Source organism: Mesorhizobium sp. B2-1-3 (assembly GCF_006442495.1).
GTDB lineage: Bacteria > Pseudomonadota > Alphaproteobacteria > Rhizobiales > Rhizobiaceae > Mesorhizobium.
Genome location: NZ_VFWL01000001.1, coordinates 670,962 through 690,459 on the forward strand (window position 1 = coordinate 670,962; position 19,498 = coordinate 690,459).

Here is a 19,498-nt window from a genome sequence, read left to right on the forward strand (position 1 = left end):
TTCTGCTTTCTGATCGGGAGGGGCGGAGCACCTGGTGCTTCGCCCCTCTGCCGTTCATCCCCTGGCGGCAGATATGATGGCCTGCCGGTCGGGTTCGCCGGCCAGATCGACGCGGACCGTCGTCCCGTCGCGTGCCGGCTTGCGCAAAGCCTTGGCCCCGTCGCAATCGACAACCAACAGGCGTTTCTCTTCCAGGGCCTGAAGCCGCGACCGTGAGATGCCGAGTTCGTTGGCGAGCAAACGATCGAGTCGCAGCGATATCGGCATTTCGAGCCCGAGCCGGAGCTCCAGCACGCTTGCAGCTTCGCTTGTCCCGCCAAGCGCCGTCTTGTGCACGTCGACGTCGGGAAACTCCTCGACACGCCCCACCTGGCCGCGCAGTGCGGTCACATCGAATGCATGGCGCCGGGCAAGTGCTGCATCGTTGCTCTCCAGCGCCCGCAGCAGCGCCGGCTCGATGTCGCGGCGGTTGCGGCGCTCGAAAATGCCGAAATTCCAGGAATTGTCGCAGTTGATACAACGATAGATCAGCCAGACGTCAATGCGCTTGCCGTTGGCGTTGACGCGGAACTTTCCGCTGCTGCGATAGGCTTTGACGCCGCCGCAGCGATTGCAGGTGATCAGGGGACGTGGTGCGGTTTGAGGCGCGATCGTCCAGCGGATGCGCAAGGCGGAAGACATGCCGATAAGCCCTTCCCGTCGGGAAGTTCATCAGGTCGGCAATGTCGAGATGCCCAGGCGGGCACGGCGTGGCGGTAGGCTGCGGTTCTTGGGATCAGGCGTCGCGGCGCATGCGACAGCGGTTCAGCAGTGCCAAACCGGTCTCGAACCGCCGCCCAGAGGAACACATGAAATGGAAAAAGGCACCGTTGTGGCGGCGCCATGCATTGTGTCGGGGGAGTTGACGAGACCGGCGGTTACGTAGGCAAAGTGAAGCTCGAAATTGTTTCGCGGCGATCTATCTAGCCGCGTGATGCCGGGCCGGCAAGCATGTTGATGCTACCGAAGCTCGATCGCTTGCGCTAATGTCTGGCATTGAAGGTTTTCAAGCCGAGATCCTCGCCATGCACCTCACCTCGCTCCTGATCTTCGCCGCCGCGCTCTTCGTGGCCGCCGGTTCGCCGGGCCCTTCGATCGCGGCACTCGTCGCCCGCGTCATCGCCAAGGGATTTCGCGACGTGTTCCCATTCCTGCTCGCCATGTGGATCGGCGAGGGCATCTGGCTGTCGCTGGCCGTGTTCGGGCTGGCGGTGGTGGCGCAGACTTTCCATTTCGCTTTCGTCATCGTCAAATGGGTCGGCGTCGCCTATCTCGCTTACCTCGCCTGGAAGATGTGGACCGCGCCTGTCGAAGCGAAAGAAGGCGAGATGCCGCGCGAGGATTCGCCCGGCAAACTGTTCTTCGCCGGCATGGCCGTGACGCTCGGCAACCCCAAGATCATGATGTTCTACCTGGCCTTGCTGCCGACCATCATCGACCTTGCTTCGGTGACGGTGGTTGGCTGGATCGAGCTGACGGCGACCATGGCGGTGGTGCTTGTTATCATCGACCTTGCCTGGGTGCTTGCCGCCGCCCAGGCGCGCAAGCTCCTGAAGAGCAAGCGCGCCATGAGAATTGCCAACCGCGTCAGCGCCACCACCATGGCCAGTGCAGCCGCGGCGATCGCGGCGCGCTCGTGACCGTCACATCATTTCGACGATCGGCGCGATCTCGACGCTGAAGGCCGGGTTCATCAGGATCGGGCAATCCCTGGCCTTGGCGACGGCATCGTCGATGTCCCTGGCTTCCACGATCGTGTAGCCGGCGGTCGGGTTGCTGCCGCCATTGTTCTCGACCTTGCCGTCGGGCAGCACCGTCTTCGACATGCCGACCGGATTGCCGCCGTCGACCACGGCCGAGCCGAGCTTGCCGTACCAGCCGTTCCAGGCATCCATCGCCGCTTTGCGTTCGGCCTCCTCGATCGGCATCTTGCCGGAGCCGTGATAGACATAGAGAAATTTCGCCATGTTCTCCTCCCTTGTCGGCGGCATCGAACCGGCATGCGGTCATGCCGCCCGGCGATCATCTGACCAAACCGGCAAACAAGCAATGAAAATGAGAGGTGGCTAATATATGAGCAGGTAGCCTGCTCGTCACCTTGCCATGGCGTGGTACTCGGAGTTCGGGCGCATATCGATTGCCGCCGCCACCCGGTTCGACATGTTGAAGAAGGCGGCCGTGGAGGCGATGTCCCAGATGTCGCGGTCGGTGAAGCCGGCCATGCGCAGGGCCGCGCGGTCGGCTTCGACGATCTTGGCCGGCTCCTCTGTCAGCTTGACCGAGAATTCCAGCATCGCGACCTGCTTCGATGAAAGATCGGCGGCGCGGAAATTCATTACCATCATTTCGCCGAGCGAAGGGTCGCCCGACAGCTGCCGCACGGCGGCGCCATGCGCCGTCAAGCAGTAGTAGCAATGGTTGATGGAGGAGACAGCGACCGCGATCATCTCGCGCTCCAGCTTCGACAGGCCTGAATCACCCAGCATCAGATCATTGTACATGTCGGTGAAGGCACGCAGCTTCTTGTCGTCGAAGGCATAGGCGCGCAACACGTTGGGGACCAGGCCGAGCTTCTCCTCGCATTTGGTGAAATAGGTCCTGGTCGCATCGCTCAGTTCAGCGGCGGCGAGATCGAGCGCGGTGATCTTGTCGGTCATGGGCATTCCTCCTCGTTTGTCGCCGGCTGCCGCCGAATTGCGATAATTCTTGGCACGCCGTCAAACCTTTGTCGCCAAATAGCGGTCATCTGCTACATAGTCCGCAAAAGCATACGACGGGAGGAAAGAAGCATCATGGCCAGCGTGAAATCGGCGAGCAGGTCGAAGAAGAAAGCCACGGCGATGCCGAAGACGCAGGAAAGGCCGGCCAGGCTTGCCGACTACCTGCTCGCCCGCGCGCCGGCGGAAGACATTGCCGCCTATGAGGTGGCCGACCTCGAACGCGCCGCGGATCTCGCCGGCCGCGCGGTCGCCGGTCACAAGAAGGGCGCGTGCGCCGTCGCCGTCGACACCGATTCCGGCGTCGTTCGCGAGGGCCGACCCGTCACGATCGTCACCGTCGTCAACGACAATATGCCTTTCCTGTTCGATTCCATACTCGGCGAGATCACCGAGAGTGCCGGCGAGCCGACCCTGGTCACCCACCCCGTCATCACCGTCCGCCATGGCAAGGACGGCGTCGAGGAAATTCTCGGCGACGGCAATTTTGCCAGGGACGACGGCAGCCACGACCGGCTGAGCGTCATTCACGTCCATATTCCCCGGCTGACCCCGGAGCAGGCGAACGGCTTGGCAGAGCGGCTGCGCAAGATCCTCGGCCAGGTCCATTCAGCCGTCAGCGACTGGAAGCCGATGCTGGCCCGCCTCGACCAGGCGATCTCGGAATTCCGCTATTCGGCGGTACCCCTGGACAAGAAGAGCGTGGCCGAGGCGATCGCCTTCCTGGAGTGGCTGCGCGACGACAATTTCACTTTCCTCGGCATGCGCGAATTCACATATGTCGGCGGCGAGGAAAGCGGCACGCTGGAGCGTGCCGACAAGCCTGGCCTGGGCATATTGTCCGACCTGGACGTGCTGGTGCTGCGGCGCGGCACCGAAGCGGTGACGACAACGCCGGAGATTCGAGCCTTCCTGCATGGGCCGGAGCCGCTGATCGTCACCAAGGCCAATGCCAAGTCTTCCGTGCACCGGCGCATCTATCTCGATTATATCGGCATCAAGACCTACACCGCCAAGGGCGCGCTGGCGGGCGAACTGCGCATTGTCGGCCTGTTCACGTCGACCGCCTACACGCGCTCGGTGATGAAGATCCCCTATCTCAGGTCGAAGGCCGAAACCGTCATCGCCAAATCCGGTTTCGACCGGCACGACCACTCCGGCAAGGCGCTGATCAACGTGCTGGAGAGCTATCCGCGCGACGAGCTGTTCCAGGTACCGGTGCCGATCCTGAGGAAGCATGCCGCGGCCATTCTGGGCCTCGTCGAGAGGCCGCGCGTGCGGGCACTTGTGCGCGCCGACCAGTTCGACCGCTTCGTCTCCATCCTCGTCTTCGTGCCGCGCGACCGTTACGACAGCGTCGTGCGCGAGAAGGTCGGCACCTACCTCAAGACGGTGTTCGAAGGCCGGCTGTCGGCCTACTACCCGGCCTTCCCGGAAGGCGGGCTGGCGCGTGTGCATTTCATCATCGGCCGCTCCGGCGGCAAGACGCCGAAGGTCGAACAGGCGACGATCGAGGCGGCGATCCGCGACATCGTGCGCACCTGGGAGGATGCCCTTTCCGAGGCGGCGGAAACCAGCGGCAGCGACCCGGCGCTGAAGAGGATCGCGGCACGATTTCCGGAAAGCTACCGGGACTCCTTCAGCGCCGGTGTGGCGCTGGTCGATGCCGGGCGTATCGCCAAGATCAGCGCCAGCAATCCGATCGCCATCGATTACTATCGCCATGCCGAGCAGAAGCCGCACCAGGCGGCGCTGAAAATCTATCACCATGGCAGCCCGGTGGCGCTGTCGCGGCGCGTGCCGGTGCTGGAAAACATCGGTTTCCGCGTCATCAGCGAGCGCACCTTCGAGGTCGGCGACGACAAGGCCGGGAATAGCGGCCAGCCCGGCATGATCGATAGTGATCAGCCCGGCACCGTGTTCATCCACGACATGGAGCTGGAGAACGGCTACGGAAAGCCGATCGACCTCAGCAATGGCGGCGCGCTGTTCGAGGACGCATTCCTGTCGGTGTGGCGCGGCGACGTCGACAATGACGGCTACAACGGCCTTGCCCAGACCGCAGGCCTGTGGTCGGGCGAAATCACCATCCTGCGCGCCTATGGTCGCTATTTGCAGCAGGCCGGAATCCCGCAGAGCCAGGATTTCATCGCCGCGGCCCTCAACCGCTATCCCGAGATCGCACGCGGCCTGCACGCGCTGTTCATCGCCCGGCTCGGGCCGACGGCCGAGACGGAAGGCGTGGTGGCGGCAAAGCATCTCAAGGCCAAGATCAGGGACGCACTGGAAGACGTTCCCAACATCGATGACGACGCCATCATCCGCCGCTACCTCAATCTCATCGAAGCCTCGCTGCGCACCAATCATTTCGTTGCCGATACAAAAGCCAAGGGCCAGTCGCTGGCGATCAAACTCGATTCGCGTTCGGTCGAGGGATTGCCCGAGCCGCGACCGTGGCGGGAAATCTTCGTCTACGGCTCTGAGGTCGAGGGCGTGCATCTGCGCTTCGGTCCGGTGGCGCGCGGCGGCCTGCGCTGGTCGGACCGCGCCCAGGATTACCGCACCGAGGTGCTCGGCCTGGTCAAGGCACAGCAGGTCAAGAACGCGGTCATCGTGCCGGTCGGCGCCAAGGGCGGGTTCTATCCGAAGAAGCTGCCGATGAGCGCCGGCCGCGACGCCATCTTCGAAGCCGGCACATCGGCCTACAAGAACTTCGTTTCCAGCCTTTTGTCGATCACCGACAATATCGGCCTCGACGGCGTCATCCCGCCGGCCGGCGTTGTCAGGCGCGACCAGGACGATCCCTATTTCGTCGTTGCCGCCGACAAGGGCACGGCAACTTTCTCGGACACCGCCAACGCCATCAGTGAAAGCCATGGCTTCTGGCTTGACGATGCCTTCGCCAGCGGCGGTTCGGCCGGGTACGACCACAAGAAGATGGGCATCACCGCCAAGGGCGCGTGGGAGGCGGTCAAGCGACATTTTCGCGAGATGAACCGCGACATCCAAACCACGCCCTTCTCCGTCGTCGGGGTGGGCGACATGTCGGGCGACGTGTTCGGCAACGGCATGCTGTTGTCGCCGAAGACAAGGCTGATAGCCGCCTTCGACCACCGCGACATCTTCATCGATCCCGATCCCGACATGGCGGCGTCGATGGCCGAGCGCCAGCGCATGTTCGCTCTTCCCCGCTCGAGCTGGCAGGACTACGACAAGAGCAAGCTCTCCGAGGGCGGCGTCATCGTCTCGCGCGGCCAGAAATCGATCACCTTGCCGGCCGCTGCTGCTGCTGCGATCGGCCTCAACAAGACGACCGCCACGCCGGTCGAGATCATGAGCGCCATCCTCAAGGCGCCCGTCGACCTCTTGTGGTTCGGCGGCATCGGCACGTATTTGCGGGCCTCGACCGAGACCAACGCCGAGGTCGGTGATCGCGCCAACGACGCCGTCCGCATCACCGCGCTCGACGTGCGCGCCAAGGTGATCGGCGAGGGGGCCAATCTCGGGGTGACGCAGCGCGCGCGCATCGAATTCGGCATGAATGGCGGGCGTTGCAATTCCGACGCCATCGACAATTCGGGCGGGGTCAACTGTTCCGACGTCGAGGTCAATATCAAGATCGCGCTGGCGTCCGCCATGCGCAAAGGGTCGTTGACCCGGCCTGCGCGCGACAAGCTTCTCGCCGAGATGACCGGCGAGGTCGGCGAGCTGGTCCTGTCCAACAACTACCAGCAGACGCTGGCGCTCTCCATCGCCCGCAAGCGCGGCCTCGCCGACATCGCCCACCAGGCCCGCTTCATGTCGGCGCTGGAAGCACGCGGCCTGCTCGACCGCACGGTCGAGACGCTGCCCTCGCCGGCGGCCCTTGCCGAGCGCGAGACGCGCGGCGAGCCGCTGACCAGGGCCGAGCTCGGCGTGCTGCTCGCCTATGCCAAGATCGTGCTGTTTTCCGACATCGTCGCAAGCGACGTGCCTGACGAGCCGCATTTCGACCGCGACCTGATGGGTTATTTCCCCGACCGGATGGCGAAGAAATATGCCGCTGAGATACACGGCCATCGCCTGCGCCGCGAGATCATCGCCCGCGTCGTCGCCAATGAGCTGGTCAACCGCGGCGGTCCCTCCTTCGTCAACCGGTTGCGGGAAGCAACGGGGCGCACCGCCGCCGACGTGGTGCGCACCTTCGCCGTGGTGCGCGACGGCTTTGCCTTGCCGGCGCTTTACCGCGAGATCGACGCACTCGACAATCAGATCGACGGCCAGATGCAGCTCGATCTCTACCAGGCGGTCAGCCGGCTGATCTACGTGACCAGCGGCTGGTACTTGAAGAACGACGCCGGCACGGCGCCGCTTGCCCAGCGCATCGCCGAATTGCAGGAGGCTCGCAAGGCGCTGGAGCCGAAACTCGTTTCGCTGCTCCCCGATTATTCGCGCGAACGGATCGACGAGAAGCGGCATGGACTGGTCAAGGCCGGGGCGCCGGACAGGCTGGCAGCGCAACTGGCGCTGGCCGATGTGGCGGAGCTGATCCCCGACATCGCGCTGACGGCGCGAACGGCAGGCGCCGACATCGTCGCCGCGGCGAAGGCCTTCTTCGCGGTCAGCGACGCCTTCCGTATTCCGCGCGTCGAGGAGGCGGCCCGCTCCATCACACCGGCGGACTATTACGACCAGCTCGCCCTGTCGCGCGCCACCGACACGATCGGGACCGCGCGGCGCGGCATCGCGGTGGCGGCACTCGTGAACCACGCCGGGGCAGCCGACCCGGTGGCGGCGTGGCTGGAGGCCGGCGGGGAGAGGATCGGCCGCACCCGCGAACGGCTGCAGGCGCTGACCGAGGGCGGCGACATCACCGTGTCGCGGCTGTCGGTGGCATCGGGCCTGATGAGCGATCTGACAGGGATGTGAGCCATCGCCTGACGTACCCTTCCCAGGCGGGTGCCCTGCGAAGCAGCGGGGAGGGGCGGCGCCGGACGCCACCCGGACCTTCGGTCCGACCTCCCACAAGGGGGAGCTAGGGTCGGCGCCCTTGCTCTCGTCGGAATGAAGGCGGGTAAGCCAAAGAACGGCCGCGCGACTCGTGTTCGTTTGCATGACCAGCGGAAAACATGCAGACATGGGGTGAACCGCCCAACGAAACGAAGGCGACCGGAGGGGACATGGCCGAAGTAGCAGTGCAGCGGGCGTCCGGGCGCGGCATCTGGGGGTGGATGTTGTTCGACTGGGCGGCGCAGCCCTTCTTCACGGTCGTCACCACCTTCATCTTCGGCCCCTATTTCGTTTCGCGCATGGCCAGCGATCCGACCACCGGCCAGGCCGTCTGGGGCTACGGCATCGCCGCGGCCGGACTGGTCATCGCCGTGCTGTCGCCGATCCTCGGTTCGATCGCCGACCAGACCGGGCCGCGCAAGCCGTGGATCGCCTTCTTCGCGGCGATCAAGATCGCCAGCCTGGCGCTGCTGTGGCTCGCCGCGCCCGGCTCGAACCTGTTCCTGATCGTGGCATTGTTCTCGCTGGCCTCGGTGGCGGCTGAATTCTCCACCGTCTTCAACGATTCCATGATGCCGCGCCTGGTGCCGAAGGGCGAGATCGGCCGCATCTCCAACATGGCCTGGGGGCTTGGCTATCTCGGCGGTATGATCGCGCTGATCTTCGTCGTGCTGTTCCTGGCCGGATCGCAGGAGACCGGCAAGACCATCATCGGCCTCGACCCGCTGTTCGGGCTGGACCCGAAGCTCGGCGAGGATGCCCGCGCCACCGGGCCGCTGTCGGCCGGCTGGTATTTCCTGTTCATCCTGCCGATGTTCCTCTTCACTCCCGATGCCATCAAAGGCATCCCGATCAAGCCTGCGGTGCGCGAAGGCCTGTCGGAGCTGAAGTCGACCTTGGTCGAGGTGCGCAGGCGCGGCGGCATCTTCCGCTTCCTCGTCGCCCGCATGATCTATCAGGACGGCGTCAATGCGCTGCTGGCGCTCGGCGGCACCTTCGCGGCCGGCATGTTCCAGTGGTCGATCACCGAGATCGGCATGTTCGGCATCATCCTCAACGTCGTCGCCATCTTCGGCTGCTGGATCGCTGCGCGGCTCGACACCGCGCTCGGCTCCAAGGCGGTGGTGATGATCGCGCTGGTCATGCTTTCGGTCGCCACCATCGGCGTCGTCTCGACCGGCCCCGGCTTCACGCTGCTCGGGCTTATCCAGCTCTCGACCACCGATTCCGGGGGCCTGTTCGGCACCGCCGCGGAAAAGGCCTACATCCTCTATGGATTGCTGATCGGGCTCGCCTTCGGGCCGGTGCAGGCGTCATCGCGGTCCTATATGGCGCGCAGCGTTACGGCGTCGGAATCCGGCCGCTATTTCGGCATCTATGCGCTGGCCGGGCGCGCGACCAGTTTCCTGGCGCCGTTCTTGGTGGCGACCATCACGGCGGTGAGCGATTCGGCGCGGCTCGGCATGGCGGTTATCATCCTGTTCCTGGCCATAGGCATGGCGATCCTGATCAGGACGCCGTATCCGGCGGACCGGGCGGCGGAGTGATTTACCCTCCCCCTTGTGGGGAGGGTCGATCCGCGAAGCGGAGCGGGGTGGGGGACGGCGCTGCCCCCCCGTCTCACGAGCTTTGCTTCGCAAACATCGCTCGCCGACCCTCCCCACAAGGGGAGGGTGAGGCGCTCAATGTCTGAAGTGTCTCACGCCCGTGAACACCATGGCGATGCCATGCTCGTCGGCGGCGGCAACCACATCGTCGTCGCGCATCGAGCCGCCGGGCTGGATCACCGCCGTGGCGCCGGCCTCGATGGCCGACAGCAGGCCGTCGGCGAAGGGGAAGAAGGCGTCGGAGGCGACGACAGAGCCCTTGGTCAGCGGCTCGGCCCAGCCCGCCGCTTCCGCAGCGTCGAGTGCCTTGCGGGCAGCGATGCGCGAGGAATCGACGCGGCTCATCTGTCCGGCGCCGATGCCTACCGTGGCGCTGTCCCTTGCGTAGACGATGGCGTTCGATTTGACGTGCTTGGCGACGCGGAAGGCGAATTTCAGGTCGGCCAGTTCGGCCGGCGTCGGCGCCCGTTTCGTCACCACCTTCAGTTCGAGGTCGTCGACGACGGCGTTGTCCCTGCCCTGCACCAGCAGGCCGCCGGCGACGGATTTGACGGTTGTGCCGATCGCGCGCGGATCCGGCAGGCCGCCCGCGACCAGCAGGCGCAGGTTCTTCTTCGCGGCCACGATCGCTGCCGCCTCGTCGGTGGCGCCGGGCGCGATAATGACCTCGGTGAAGGTCTTCACGATCTCTTCGGCGGCCTCGGCGTCAAGGATGCGATTGACAGCGACAATGCCGCCATAGGCCGAGACCGGGTCGCAGGCCAGCGCCCTGGCGTAGGCCGCCTTCAGCGTCGAACCCTCGGCGACGCCGCACGGGTTGGCATGCTTGATGATGGCGACGGCGGCCGAGCGCGCCGGGTCGAACTCGCCGGCCAGCTCGAAGGCGGCGTCGGTATCGTTGATGTTGTTGTAGGAAAGCTGCTTGCCCTGGAGCTGGCGCGCGGTGGCCACGCCCGGCCGCTTGTCGCCATTGACATAGAAGCCGGCGCCCTGGTGCGGGTTCTCGCCATAGCGCATCACGGTCTCCAGCCTGCCGCCGAAGGCGCGCCAGGTCGGGTGCTCGATCTCCAGCGCCTCGGCGAACCAGCCCGAGATTGCCGCGTCATAGCTGGCGGTGCGGGCAAAAGCCTTGGCCGCGAGCTTCTTGCGGAAATCCAGCGAAAGCGAGCCGATATTCATCTCCAGCGCATTGAGCACGGAGGCATAGTCGCCGGGGTCGGTGACGATGGCGACATAGGCGTGGTTCTTGGCCGAGGCGCGGATCATCGCCGGGCCGCCAATGTCGATGTTCTCGACGATCGCCGCGTAGTCGGCGCCGGAGCGGCGGACTTCCTCGAACGGATAGAGATTGCAGACGACCAGGTCGATCGGCTCGATGCCATATTTGTGCATCGCCGCGGCGTGATCGGGATCATCGCGAACGCCGAGCAGGGCGCCATGCACCGACGGGTGCAGGGTCTTGACGCGGCCATCCATGATCTCGGGAAAGCCGGTGAGCTCGGAGACGTCGCGGACCGCCAGGCCCGCATCGGCGATCGCTTTTGCCGTGCCGCCGGTCGACACCAGCTCGACGCCGGAAGCGGCGAGCGCCCTGGCGAGATCGATGAGGCCGGTCTTGTCGAAGACGGAGAGCAGCGCGCGACGCACGGGAACGAGGTCGGGAGCGGGAATGTTCTTGGCGGCGACGGCCATGGGCGTGCTTTCACGGCTGGAGGGGCAGGCCCGCGCCGTATCATATGAGATCAGGAAATCAAGGCGCAAGCTCGGTCAGCGCAGGCGCGGTCAGTTGTTTTCGGGATAGCCGGCGATTGAGGTGCGGGTGAGCTGCCAGTGGACTTCGGCGATGTCGGACGGCTTGAAGGCAAGCACGATCTGCCGGCTGCGGCGCGGGCCGCCGAGACCGGCGAAGTAGATCGATTCCTCGACCTCCGGCACCATCTCGGTGCAGGTGAACACCCAGCTATCGGCCTGCTCGGCGGTCAGCACCAGGCGGTCATGCTCGTCCTGCAAAAGGTTGATGTCGGGATGGACGTGGAAGCGCACGGTGACGAAATCGCGGCCATTGTTGCGGATCACCGCACCTCCAGGACGCTGGAAGCGGTCCCTGCCAGTCAGCACATTGCCGTTCGAGGACAGTTTCAGCTCGCGCTCGTGCAGGAAACCGAAGCGCTGGATATAGCCGTCATGGCGGGCGATGAAGCCTTGAACGCCCTTCTGGTCGATACGCTTGCACTGCACATGCTGCGGGCCGCCGATCAAAGGCGACCCCAGAAGATCGTTGATGCGCAGCGAATGGCTGAACCGCGCCGACGAGGTGTCGTTGATGGTGGCGGTCGAATGCGCGGCGGTGGCGCGGGCCAGGGGCCGGAATTCGGCGGCGCCATAGGTGTCGATGCCGGCATTGACGATGTAGTGCTGGCGGCCCGACGACAGCTCGAACGCAAGGCAGCTGGCATGGGCGGCATTGGAGACGTGGACGGGCGGCGGCAGGCCGGTGTCGGCGATGACGGTGACGCCACCCATGGACAGCCGCTCATAGCCCGAATGCGGTGCATGCAGCAGCGGCGAGCCGGCGGTGTCGTCGTGGCGCAGGATGCTGGCGATGCGGTCATGGATGGTGGCGCCCATGCCGTTGAAGCGGGCGAGGCTGCCGTCCTGGTGGCGGAAGAAGCGCAGCGCCGGCAGCATCCTGTCGATGGCGCCGATCAGGGCCTGTGGCGGCGCTTCCGCCTGGTTGGCGTAGGTCTGCCGCAGCGGCAAAAGGTCGGCGAGGATTTCCAGCACCGCCATTGGGTTGCGCGAGATGTGGCCGCCATCAGGAAGGATCTGGCGGTCCAGTTCCTCGGCGAGGTTGCGGGTGGCGCCGCGCAGCGCCGATGCGGGCGCCGGCAGCGACAGGGCGGCGAAGGCGAGGGCGATGCGGGCGCGCAGCCTGTCCTTGCCGTCAGGCATTTCGCGCGCCATCGACCTGAGGTAGCGGATCTGGACGGCCAGCGATTTCAGGAAGGCGCGGTAGAACGGGAATTCAGCGCCTTGCAGCACGATCGAGGAATGCTGCAGCCAGGCGATGATGCGCTTGGCGGCCGTGCCGGGCTCCCAGGCGATGCCGGAAATGTTGTTTCCATGCGTGGCGATCCAGTCGGACACCAGCGCACGCGCATTGGCGGCGGCAAGCTCGGTGCCGGCGGCGCGCATGTGACGCAGCCAGCGAAAGCCATGCAGCGTCTTCTGCCAGCCGTAATTGGGAACGCTGATCTGGAAGGGCGACTTGCCGCCGGTCTCGACCATATGTCCCGACAGGGGATAGCGGCCATAGTAGATCTCGAGCGCGATCTGCGGGTCGGCCAGCCGCAGGTCCGGCGGCGCGATCAGCACCCGTTCGGGCGTGCGGCCGGAATAGCGCCAGCGATAGACCGGTCCGGCACGCAGGCGCCGGCGCGTTTTGCGCCAAAACTCCTTCGCGACAAGCGCCCACAGACGCGTCGTGTTGCCGGCAGCAAGTGCCAAAACCCCTCCTGATCGTCCTCTATCCCAAGGGCAAGCTTATCTGATTCAACGATTCATGCGAAGGCGAATTCCCGCGAGCGGTGACGCTGCGCCTGGCTTGGCCGCGGTGGCTCCCCAAAAAAGCCAGCAGCTTCCTATGCTTAAACCTTGGAGCGGTTCAGTGCCCTATGGGCATCCATACTCCGCTCCAGATCCTTGTTCCACGCAATTCCGGACGGAGAATCATCACGCAGCTTTCGTGGAATTGCCCTAGCCGGCGCGACGCATGCGCGCGGCGAAAAAGCCGTCGAGACCGGAACGTTGCGGCGAGCCCAGATCGAGGTCGGCAGGTGTGGTGCGCAACGTGCCTTCCTGCGTCAGGAAGGGATCGATGCCGACGATCTCGCCGGCGCGAAGCGGGTCGGCAACGACGCCAGGCGTCGCGGCGAGGAAGCCACGATAAAGCTCCTCGCCTTCGAGTGGGTCGAGCGAACAGTTCGAAAAGACGATCCTTCCGCCCGGCTTAACCAGGGTGACGGCGCGCGCGAGCAGCCGGCGCTGGAGATCGGCGAGCTTCTCGACATCAGCCACAGTCTTGGTCCATGGCACGTCGGGATGCCGCCGCACCGTGCCGGTCGAGGAGCAGGGCGCGTCGAGGAGGACGGCGTCGAACAGCTCGTCCGGCTCGTACTGGAGGAGGTCGGCCTGCACGATATCCGCCGACAGGCGGAGGCGTTCGAGATTCTGCGCCAGCCGCGCCAGCCGGTTCTTCGAGGTGTCGATCGCGGTGACGCGTGCGCCGGCCACGATCAATTGGGCGGTCTTGCCGCCGGGCGCGGCGCAGAGATCGGCGACGCGAAGCCCGCCGACATCACCGAGCAACCGGGCAGGCAGGCCGGCTGCGGCATCCTGGACCCACCAGGCGCCTTCGGCGAAGCCAGGCAGTTCGGTGACCGGGCCGGCAAGCTTCTCCACCCGAATCGTGCCGGTCGGCAGGGCAATGCCGCCGAGCCTTTCGGCCCAGTGCTCCGGATCGGCCTTGACCGAGAAATCGACAGGGGCCTCCTGGCGGTGGGCGGCGAGTATCCGTCCGGCCTCGTCCACGCCATAGGCGGCCTTCAAACGGTCGGAAAACCATTTCGGCGCTTCATCGGTGGTAGCAAGGGCCTCTGGAAGTTCAGCCTCCTTGATCCGCGCGAGCGTGCGCAGCACACCGTTGACCAGGCCGGCAAAGCGCAATGTGCGGGGATCGGACTTGGCATGGGTGACGGCGAGGTCGACCGCGGCGCTGTCGGGAATGTCGAGGAACAGGATCTGCGCGGCCGCCACATGCAAAATATGCGACAGCGCGGTGGCATTGGCCGGCAGCGGTTTTTCCAGACGCCGCGCCAGCAGCCCGGCAATGGTCATGCGATAGCGCAGCGCGGTGACCAGAATGGCGCGCACGAGACCGCGATCGCGCAGGTCCAGCGCCTTGTACTGCGGATGGCCGTTTTCATGGTCGGTCAGGCCGTCGAGCGGCGTCCTGGCATCGATGACGGCGGCCAGCAGCCGCGCAGCCGCCTTGCGGGCGGCAAGGCCGGCAACGAACTCGCCGTCCTTTTTGTGTTCCTGACCACCTGTGCGTCGAGGTGCTCTGCCCGCCGCGCTCACGACCACGGGCCCTTGGGCCCGGTCGGATTGCGACCCCATGGATTGGATTTGGGCTCTGCCGAGGGTTCCGGCGCGGCCGGCTTGCCCCACGGTCCTGCCGATTGCGGCTCGTCGGCCTGCGGCGGCACTGGCGCCTGGCGCTGCGGGGACCGCGATACGCCCCCGTCCATGCGCTGCGCCATCGCTTGCAGCGCGGCGATGCGGTTCTCGGTGCTCGGATGGGTGGAGAACAGACTGTCCATGCGCTCGCCGTGCAGCGGGTTGATGATGAAGAGATGAGCCATCGCCGGATTGCGCTCGGCGTCCGGGTTGGGTATGCGTTCGGCGCCGCGGGCGATCTTGTCAAGCGCCGAGGCCAGCCATAGCGGGTGTCCACAGATTTCGGCGCCGCGCCGGTCGGCCTCGTATTCGCGGGTGCGGCTGACCGCCATCTGCACGATCATCGCGGCAAAGGGCGCCACGATCATCGCCGCCAGCACGCCGACAAAACCGAACGGGCTGTTGTTGTCGCGGTTGCCTCCGAGGAAGAAGGCGAAATTGCCAAGCATCGAGATGGCGCCGGCGAAGGTCGCGACGATCGTCATCGTCAAGGTGTCGCGGTGCTGGACGTGGGCGAGCTCGTGCGCCATCACCGCGGCCACTTCCTCATGCGTCAGCCGTTGCAAAAGGCCGGTGGAAGCGGCGACAGCCGCGTTCTGCGGGTTGCGGCCGGTGGCGAAGGCGTTGGGCTGCGGATTGTCGATCAGGTAGGTCCTGGGCATCGGCAGGCCTGCCTGCTCGGCCAGTGCCTGCACGATGGCGTAATATTCGGGCGCGTTCTTCTCGTCGACCTCGACGGCGCGGTTCATCGACAGCACCATCTTGTCGGCGTTCCAATAGCTGAACAGATTGGTGGCGGCGGCGATCAGGAAGGCGATCATCATGCCGCCCGTGCCGCCGATCAGGAAGCCGACGCCCATGAACAGCGCGGTCATCGCGGCAAGAAGCATGGCGGTGCGAAGTGTGTTCATCGTCTGCTCCCGTCCTGGTCGTGATGTAAGGGGGTCGATCCTCGTGGGCTCATCGCTATATGATGGGAAACGCCGGTACCCGTTTCAATCGGCCTGTTTCAATCCGCCGGAATATCGCATGAACGACGAGACCAGTAAAACACCTGCCAGGGATGACGAAGCGCGGCTGAAGACGCTGACGCCCGCCGCTCGCCGCGCGCTTGAAGAGGCCGCGGCGCGGCGCGAGGACTACCGCCGCAAGGAAGCCGCGGTGCCGAAGGAAGTCGGCGGCCGCGGCGGCAAGGAGCCCGGCCGCTACGGCGACTGGGAGATCAAGGGCCTGACCAGCGATTTCTAATATGCCGGCCCAGCAAACAGCTCATTTGCCGGCAATCGGGTGTTTGATTGTCCCACAGCCTAGAAGGCCGCTGCCGCCGCTCGCTGCGGCTCGAGCGCGATCCAGCCGCGCTCGTCGACGGTGACGCCGATGGCGTCGTAGCCAGCGATCGCGGCATGCCGCGTCGCCAGGGGATGCCGGTGGGTGGCGTTTATGACCATGACCGCTGCGCCCGCCGCCTCGGCCGCCGTGATGCCCGCCGGGGCATCCTCGAACACGAGGCAATCGCGCGCATCGACACCGAGCCGCGTCGCGCCGAGCTGAAAGCAGTCGGGCGCCGGCTTGCCGCGTGAAACATCTTCCGCCGCGATCAGCACGGCAGGGACGGGGATGCCGGCGGCCTTCATGCGCAAGAGCGCCAGTTCGCGCGGTGCCGAGGTTACGATCGCCCAGCGCCCCGGCGGGAGCGCGTTGAGAAACGCGGCGGCGCTGGCGATCTGAACAATGCCCTCCAGATCGGCGGCTTCGGCCTTGAGCAAGAGGTCGGCCTCATGCGCCGGATCGACGCCCGGGAGCGCCAGACCGGCGATCGTCTCGATCGCCCGCACGCCATGGATCGTCGGCAGGAAGGCGGCGACGTCGAGCCCTTGCCGCCGCGCCCAGTCGCTCCACACCCGTTCGGCCGAGGCAATGGAATTGATGAGCGTGCCGTCCATGTCGAAGAGGAAGGCGGCGAATTTTCTGCCCGCGTACATGATTTTCCTTGATTTCGGGGAGGTCTTTCGAGGGAGCGCCGATGGTAACGTCCCGGCGTCGGCATTGGAAGCCGCGCGGCCACCTTTTCGGCCAGTCCCCTTTTCCGTAAGTCAGGGAACCGCGATCCGCCTCCGGCGTTTCAACTTCGCTGCTTTTCCACGACCATCGAAGGGGGACGCGATGCTGATTCGGCTCGGCTACGAAATGGCCATTGAATGCGCTGGAGCCACGCCGGTGATTTCAATGCTCGAGATCCACAGGGACAGGCAGGCCGACATCAAGCGGCAGACGCGCATGCTGACGTCGCCCGCGGTTCCGACCAGGCTCTACAGCGATTTGCATGGCAATTCGTGCCGCCGCTTTACCGCACCCGCCGGCACTTTTCGCATCCTCTACGATGCCGTGGTCGAGGACAGCGGCGAGACGGACGAGGTCAACACGCTGGCACGCGAGGTGCCGGTGGCCGAGCTGCCCGACGAGGTGCTGTTTTATCTGCTGGGCAGCCGCTATTGCGAGACCGATCACCTGAGCCAGTTCGCCTGGGAGCTTTTCGGCCGTTTGCCGTCCGGCTGGGCGAGGGTGCAGGCGATCGTCGATTACGTCCACAACCGGCTGTCCTTCGGCTATGGCTATGCCCGCTCGACCCGCACCGCGGCGCAGGCGCATGAGGAGCAGGTCGGCGTCTGCCGAGACTTCGCCCATCTGGCGATCACGCTCTGCCGCTGCATGAACATTCCGGCACGCTATGTGAATGGCTATCTCGGCGACATCGGCGTGCCGGCCGATCCGGCGCCGATGGATTTCTCGGCCTGGATGGAAGTGTTTCTCGACGGCAAGTGGTACACGTTCGACCCCCGCCACAATGTTCCGAGGATCGGCCGCATCGTCATCGCGCGCGGACGCGATGCCACCGACGTGCCGTTGCTGCACAGTTTCGGCCCGCACCGGCTCAGCCTGTTCAAGGTATGGACCTACGAACAGGAGAACAATCTGTTCAACCCGCCCTACCACGCCATCGACAGGACGGTCACCGCGCAGATGCTGGCCTGAGCCGGGTTTCCATGTATCCCCATACTGCCTCGCTCTGGCACAGGTGCCGCTGTGCCGTGGCGGGACACGGCCGCGCGCCCTGTGCCGCGACGTGCAAGATCGTGGTAAGCGCTTGGTAATGCCGCGCGAACGCAGCATCGGCGTTTACCGGTCATTCACCTTTCCATTCTTGAAAGCGAAGCAAAAACAATAATCTAGTTCCTGGTGCGCGGCCGCTGGCCGCGCCCGGCCGGAATCCTGCATCGATCCGTTTGCCCGGCGACGAGGCCGGGGCGAGCGGAGAGAGAACGATGCGGATTTTCGGGGGTCTTGTGGACGCGGCCGGCGACTTTGCCAGGCATCGCGGCGGGAATTTCGCCATCCTGTTCGGATTCGCCGCCTCGGTCTTGGCGCTGGGCGTCGGCTTCGCCGTCAACATCACCCAGCTCTACAACGCCAAATCGAGCCTGCAGAGCGTGGTCGACGCCGCGGTGACGTCGACGGCGCGGGACCTGACGACCGGCGTCATCAAGGAGGCCGATGCCAACAAATCGGTGCAGGCCTTCCTCGATGCCAACAGCACGGCCGGCATCCTGCAGGCCAACCAGATCGTGCTCGACAGGCTGACGGTCGACAGGACCGCCAGGACGGTGCAGGCGGACGCCCATGTCGACGTCGCCTTCTATTTCCCGCTGTTCGGCACGCGCGACATGCAGCGCGTTCCCGCCTCGACGACAGCGCTCTATTCGGACAAGCAGATCGAGGTGGCCATGATGCTCGACATAACAGGCTCGATGGCGAAGCGGGGCAAGGTCGACAAGATCGGCGATCTGAAAGCAGCAGCGAAAAACGCCGTTCGGACGATGCTCCGGAACCAGGATCCGAAGAACCCCCGCATCCGCGTCGCGATTGTGCCTTACGCATCCGGCGTGAACGCCGGCAAGCTGGCCGAAAACGTCTATGCCGAGAAGCCAGGGAGCTCTGAGCTGCCACCCGTCGCCGGCAGTTCGCTTCTTGTCGCCAAGACGGGCAAAAATTTGCTGCCGTCCTTCAGCGACTACATCTCCATTGTCGGCGCGGCGATGCCACGCCCCGATAATTGCGCCACGGAGCGCAAGGACAAAAATGGCGACGCGGATTTGAGCGCCGACGGCCCAGATGCTGTTCGCACGGACAAGAACGGCAAGAAGTACTACGCCCTGGTCAACCGGGATGATCATCTCGATGGCGGCGGAATGAACAAGTGCCCCGATGCGGAAGTGATTCCGCTGACCGCCGATTCCGGCGCATTGCTTGGTTCGATCGACGACTTTCAGGCTGACGGTTATACCGCCGGCGCGATCGCCATTCAGTGGACCTACTATATGCTGTCGCCGCAATGGCGCGCAGCGATCAAGAATGCCGGCCTCGGCAACGGCGCCTCGGACGTCAACGCGAAGAAGATCGCCAAGGTCGCGATCCTGATGACCGATGGCCAGTTCAATACCGCCTTCGCCGGTGCCGGGGGCCGCTACAACAGCCAGGGCAATCTTGCGCGCGGCAACGCCGAAACGCTGTGCGGCAACATGAAAAATGACGGCATCGAAATTTTCACCATCGGCTTCGACCTGAACAACAAGGACATGTCGGCAACCGAGCGGGATCAGGCAAAGGCGGTGCTGAAGGACTGTTCGTCGAAAGATGCCTCCACCGCTCAAAAACACTATTTCGAGGTGTCGACCGGGGTGGAATTGGACGCCGCCTTTCAGGAAATCATCCGCAACACCGAAAAGGTCGCGCTGACGCAGTAAGCCGCACAAGGAAAAGGCCGCCGCTTCTTTCGAAGCCGGCGGCCTTCCGTGTTTCCGTCCATGGCGCGGCTCCTGGCGGCAACCCGAGGGGTCGCCCGCCGCGCAT

At 65.2% G+C, this 19,498-nt stretch carries 14 protein-coding genes; 6 read left to right on the top strand and 8 right to left on the bottom strand.

The window, feature by feature from the left end; all coding sequences use genetic code 11:
* Nucleotides 1-54 precede the first annotated feature (54 nt).
* The gene (locus FJ973_RS03550) at nt 55-681 is read right to left on the bottom strand and encodes a DUF1062 domain-containing protein (RefSeq protein ID WP_140554863.1); all 627 of its coding nucleotides are present in this window, start codon (nt 679-681) and stop codon (nt 55-57) included.
* 383 nt (nt 682-1,064) lie between these two features.
* Here FJ973_RS03550 and FJ973_RS03555 point away from each other — a divergent pair, with 383 nt between their 5' ends.
* Complete coding sequence (locus FJ973_RS03555; RefSeq protein ID WP_140554964.1) at nt 1,065-1,679, top strand: LysE family translocator; 615 nt, start codon at nt 1,065-1,067, stop codon at nt 1,677-1,679.
* Between the two features lie 3 nt (nt 1,680-1,682).
* On the opposite strand, the gene FJ973_RS03560 is transcribed toward FJ973_RS03555, so the two are convergent.
* Together FJ973_RS03560 and FJ973_RS03565 are read right to left on the bottom strand one after the other, a co-directional pair.
* A complete protein-coding gene (locus FJ973_RS03560; RefSeq protein ID WP_140554864.1) occupies nt 1,683-2,006 on the bottom strand; it encodes a YciI family protein in 324 nt (107 codons plus the stop codon).
* Between the two features lie 126 nt (nt 2,007-2,132).
* Nucleotides 2,133-2,696, bottom strand: a complete 564-nt coding sequence (locus FJ973_RS03565; protein ID WP_140554865.1) for a peroxidase-related enzyme — start codon at nt 2,694-2,696, stop codon at nt 2,133-2,135.
* A 135-nt stretch (nt 2,697-2,831) separates the two neighbouring features.
* Between FJ973_RS03565 and FJ973_RS03570 the strand changes: the two genes are divergently transcribed.
* On the top strand, nt 2,832-7,664 hold the full coding sequence (locus tag FJ973_RS03570) for an NAD-glutamate dehydrogenase (RefSeq protein ID WP_140554866.1): 4,833 nt from the start codon (nt 2,832-2,834) through the stop codon (nt 7,662-7,664).
* 251 nt (nt 7,665-7,915) lie between these two features.
* Nucleotides 7,916-9,292 (top strand): MFS transporter, encoded by a 1,377-nt coding sequence (locus FJ973_RS03575; protein ID WP_140492883.1) that lies wholly within the window; start codon nt 7,916-7,918, stop codon nt 9,290-9,292.
* Between the two features lie 135 nt (nt 9,293-9,427).
* On the opposite strand, the gene purH is transcribed toward FJ973_RS03575, so the two are convergent.
* The 4 genes from purH to htpX form a co-directional block, all read right to left on the bottom strand.
* Nucleotides 9,428-11,044: a bifunctional phosphoribosylaminoimidazolecarboxamide formyltransferase/IMP cyclohydrolase gene (purH, locus tag FJ973_RS03580; RefSeq protein ID WP_140492888.1), complete on the bottom strand. Its 1,617-nt coding sequence runs from the start codon at nt 11,042-11,044 to the stop codon at nt 9,428-9,430.
* Between the two features lie 90 nt (nt 11,045-11,134).
* A complete protein-coding gene (locus FJ973_RS03585; protein ID WP_140492891.1) occupies nt 11,135-12,859 on the bottom strand; it encodes a heparinase II/III family protein in 1,725 nt (574 codons plus the stop codon).
* A 249-nt stretch (nt 12,860-13,108) separates the two neighbouring features.
* Nucleotides 13,109-14,491: an RsmB/NOP family class I SAM-dependent RNA methyltransferase gene (locus FJ973_RS03590; protein ID WP_224681105.1), complete on the bottom strand. Its 1,383-nt coding sequence runs from the start codon at nt 14,489-14,491 to the stop codon at nt 13,109-13,111.
* Complete coding sequence (gene htpX / locus FJ973_RS03595; protein ID WP_140524985.1) at nt 14,488-15,501, bottom strand: zinc metalloprotease HtpX; 1,014 nt, start codon at nt 15,499-15,501, stop codon at nt 14,488-14,490. The genes FJ973_RS03590 and htpX overlap by 4 nt, the downstream gene beginning before the upstream one ends.
* 118 nt (nt 15,502-15,619) lie before the next feature.
* On the opposite strand from htpX, the gene FJ973_RS03600 reads away from it, so the two are divergent.
* Nucleotides 15,620-15,838: a DUF1674 domain-containing protein gene (locus FJ973_RS03600; protein WP_140492901.1), complete on the top strand. Its 219-nt coding sequence runs from the start codon at nt 15,620-15,622 to the stop codon at nt 15,836-15,838.
* A gap of 59 nt (nt 15,839-15,897) precedes the next feature.
* Here the strand turns inward: FJ973_RS03600 and FJ973_RS03605 are convergent, their stop codons facing one another.
* Nucleotides 15,898-16,572, bottom strand: coding sequence for an HAD-IA family hydrolase (locus FJ973_RS03605; protein WP_140492904.1), 675 nt, complete (start codon nt 16,570-16,572; stop codon nt 15,898-15,900).
* A gap of 181 nt (nt 16,573-16,753) precedes the next feature.
* Here FJ973_RS03605 and FJ973_RS03610 point away from each other — a divergent pair, with 181 nt between their 5' ends.
* Nucleotides 16,754-17,623: a transglutaminase family protein gene (locus FJ973_RS03610; RefSeq protein WP_140518227.1), complete on the top strand. Its 870-nt coding sequence runs from the start codon at nt 16,754-16,756 to the stop codon at nt 17,621-17,623.
* A gap of 290 nt (nt 17,624-17,913) precedes the next feature.
* Nucleotides 17,914-19,392, top strand: coding sequence for a TadE/TadG family type IV pilus assembly protein (locus tag FJ973_RS03615; protein WP_140554868.1), 1,479 nt, complete (start codon nt 17,914-17,916; stop codon nt 19,390-19,392).
* The last annotated feature ends 106 nt before the right edge of the window (nt 19,393-19,498 follow it).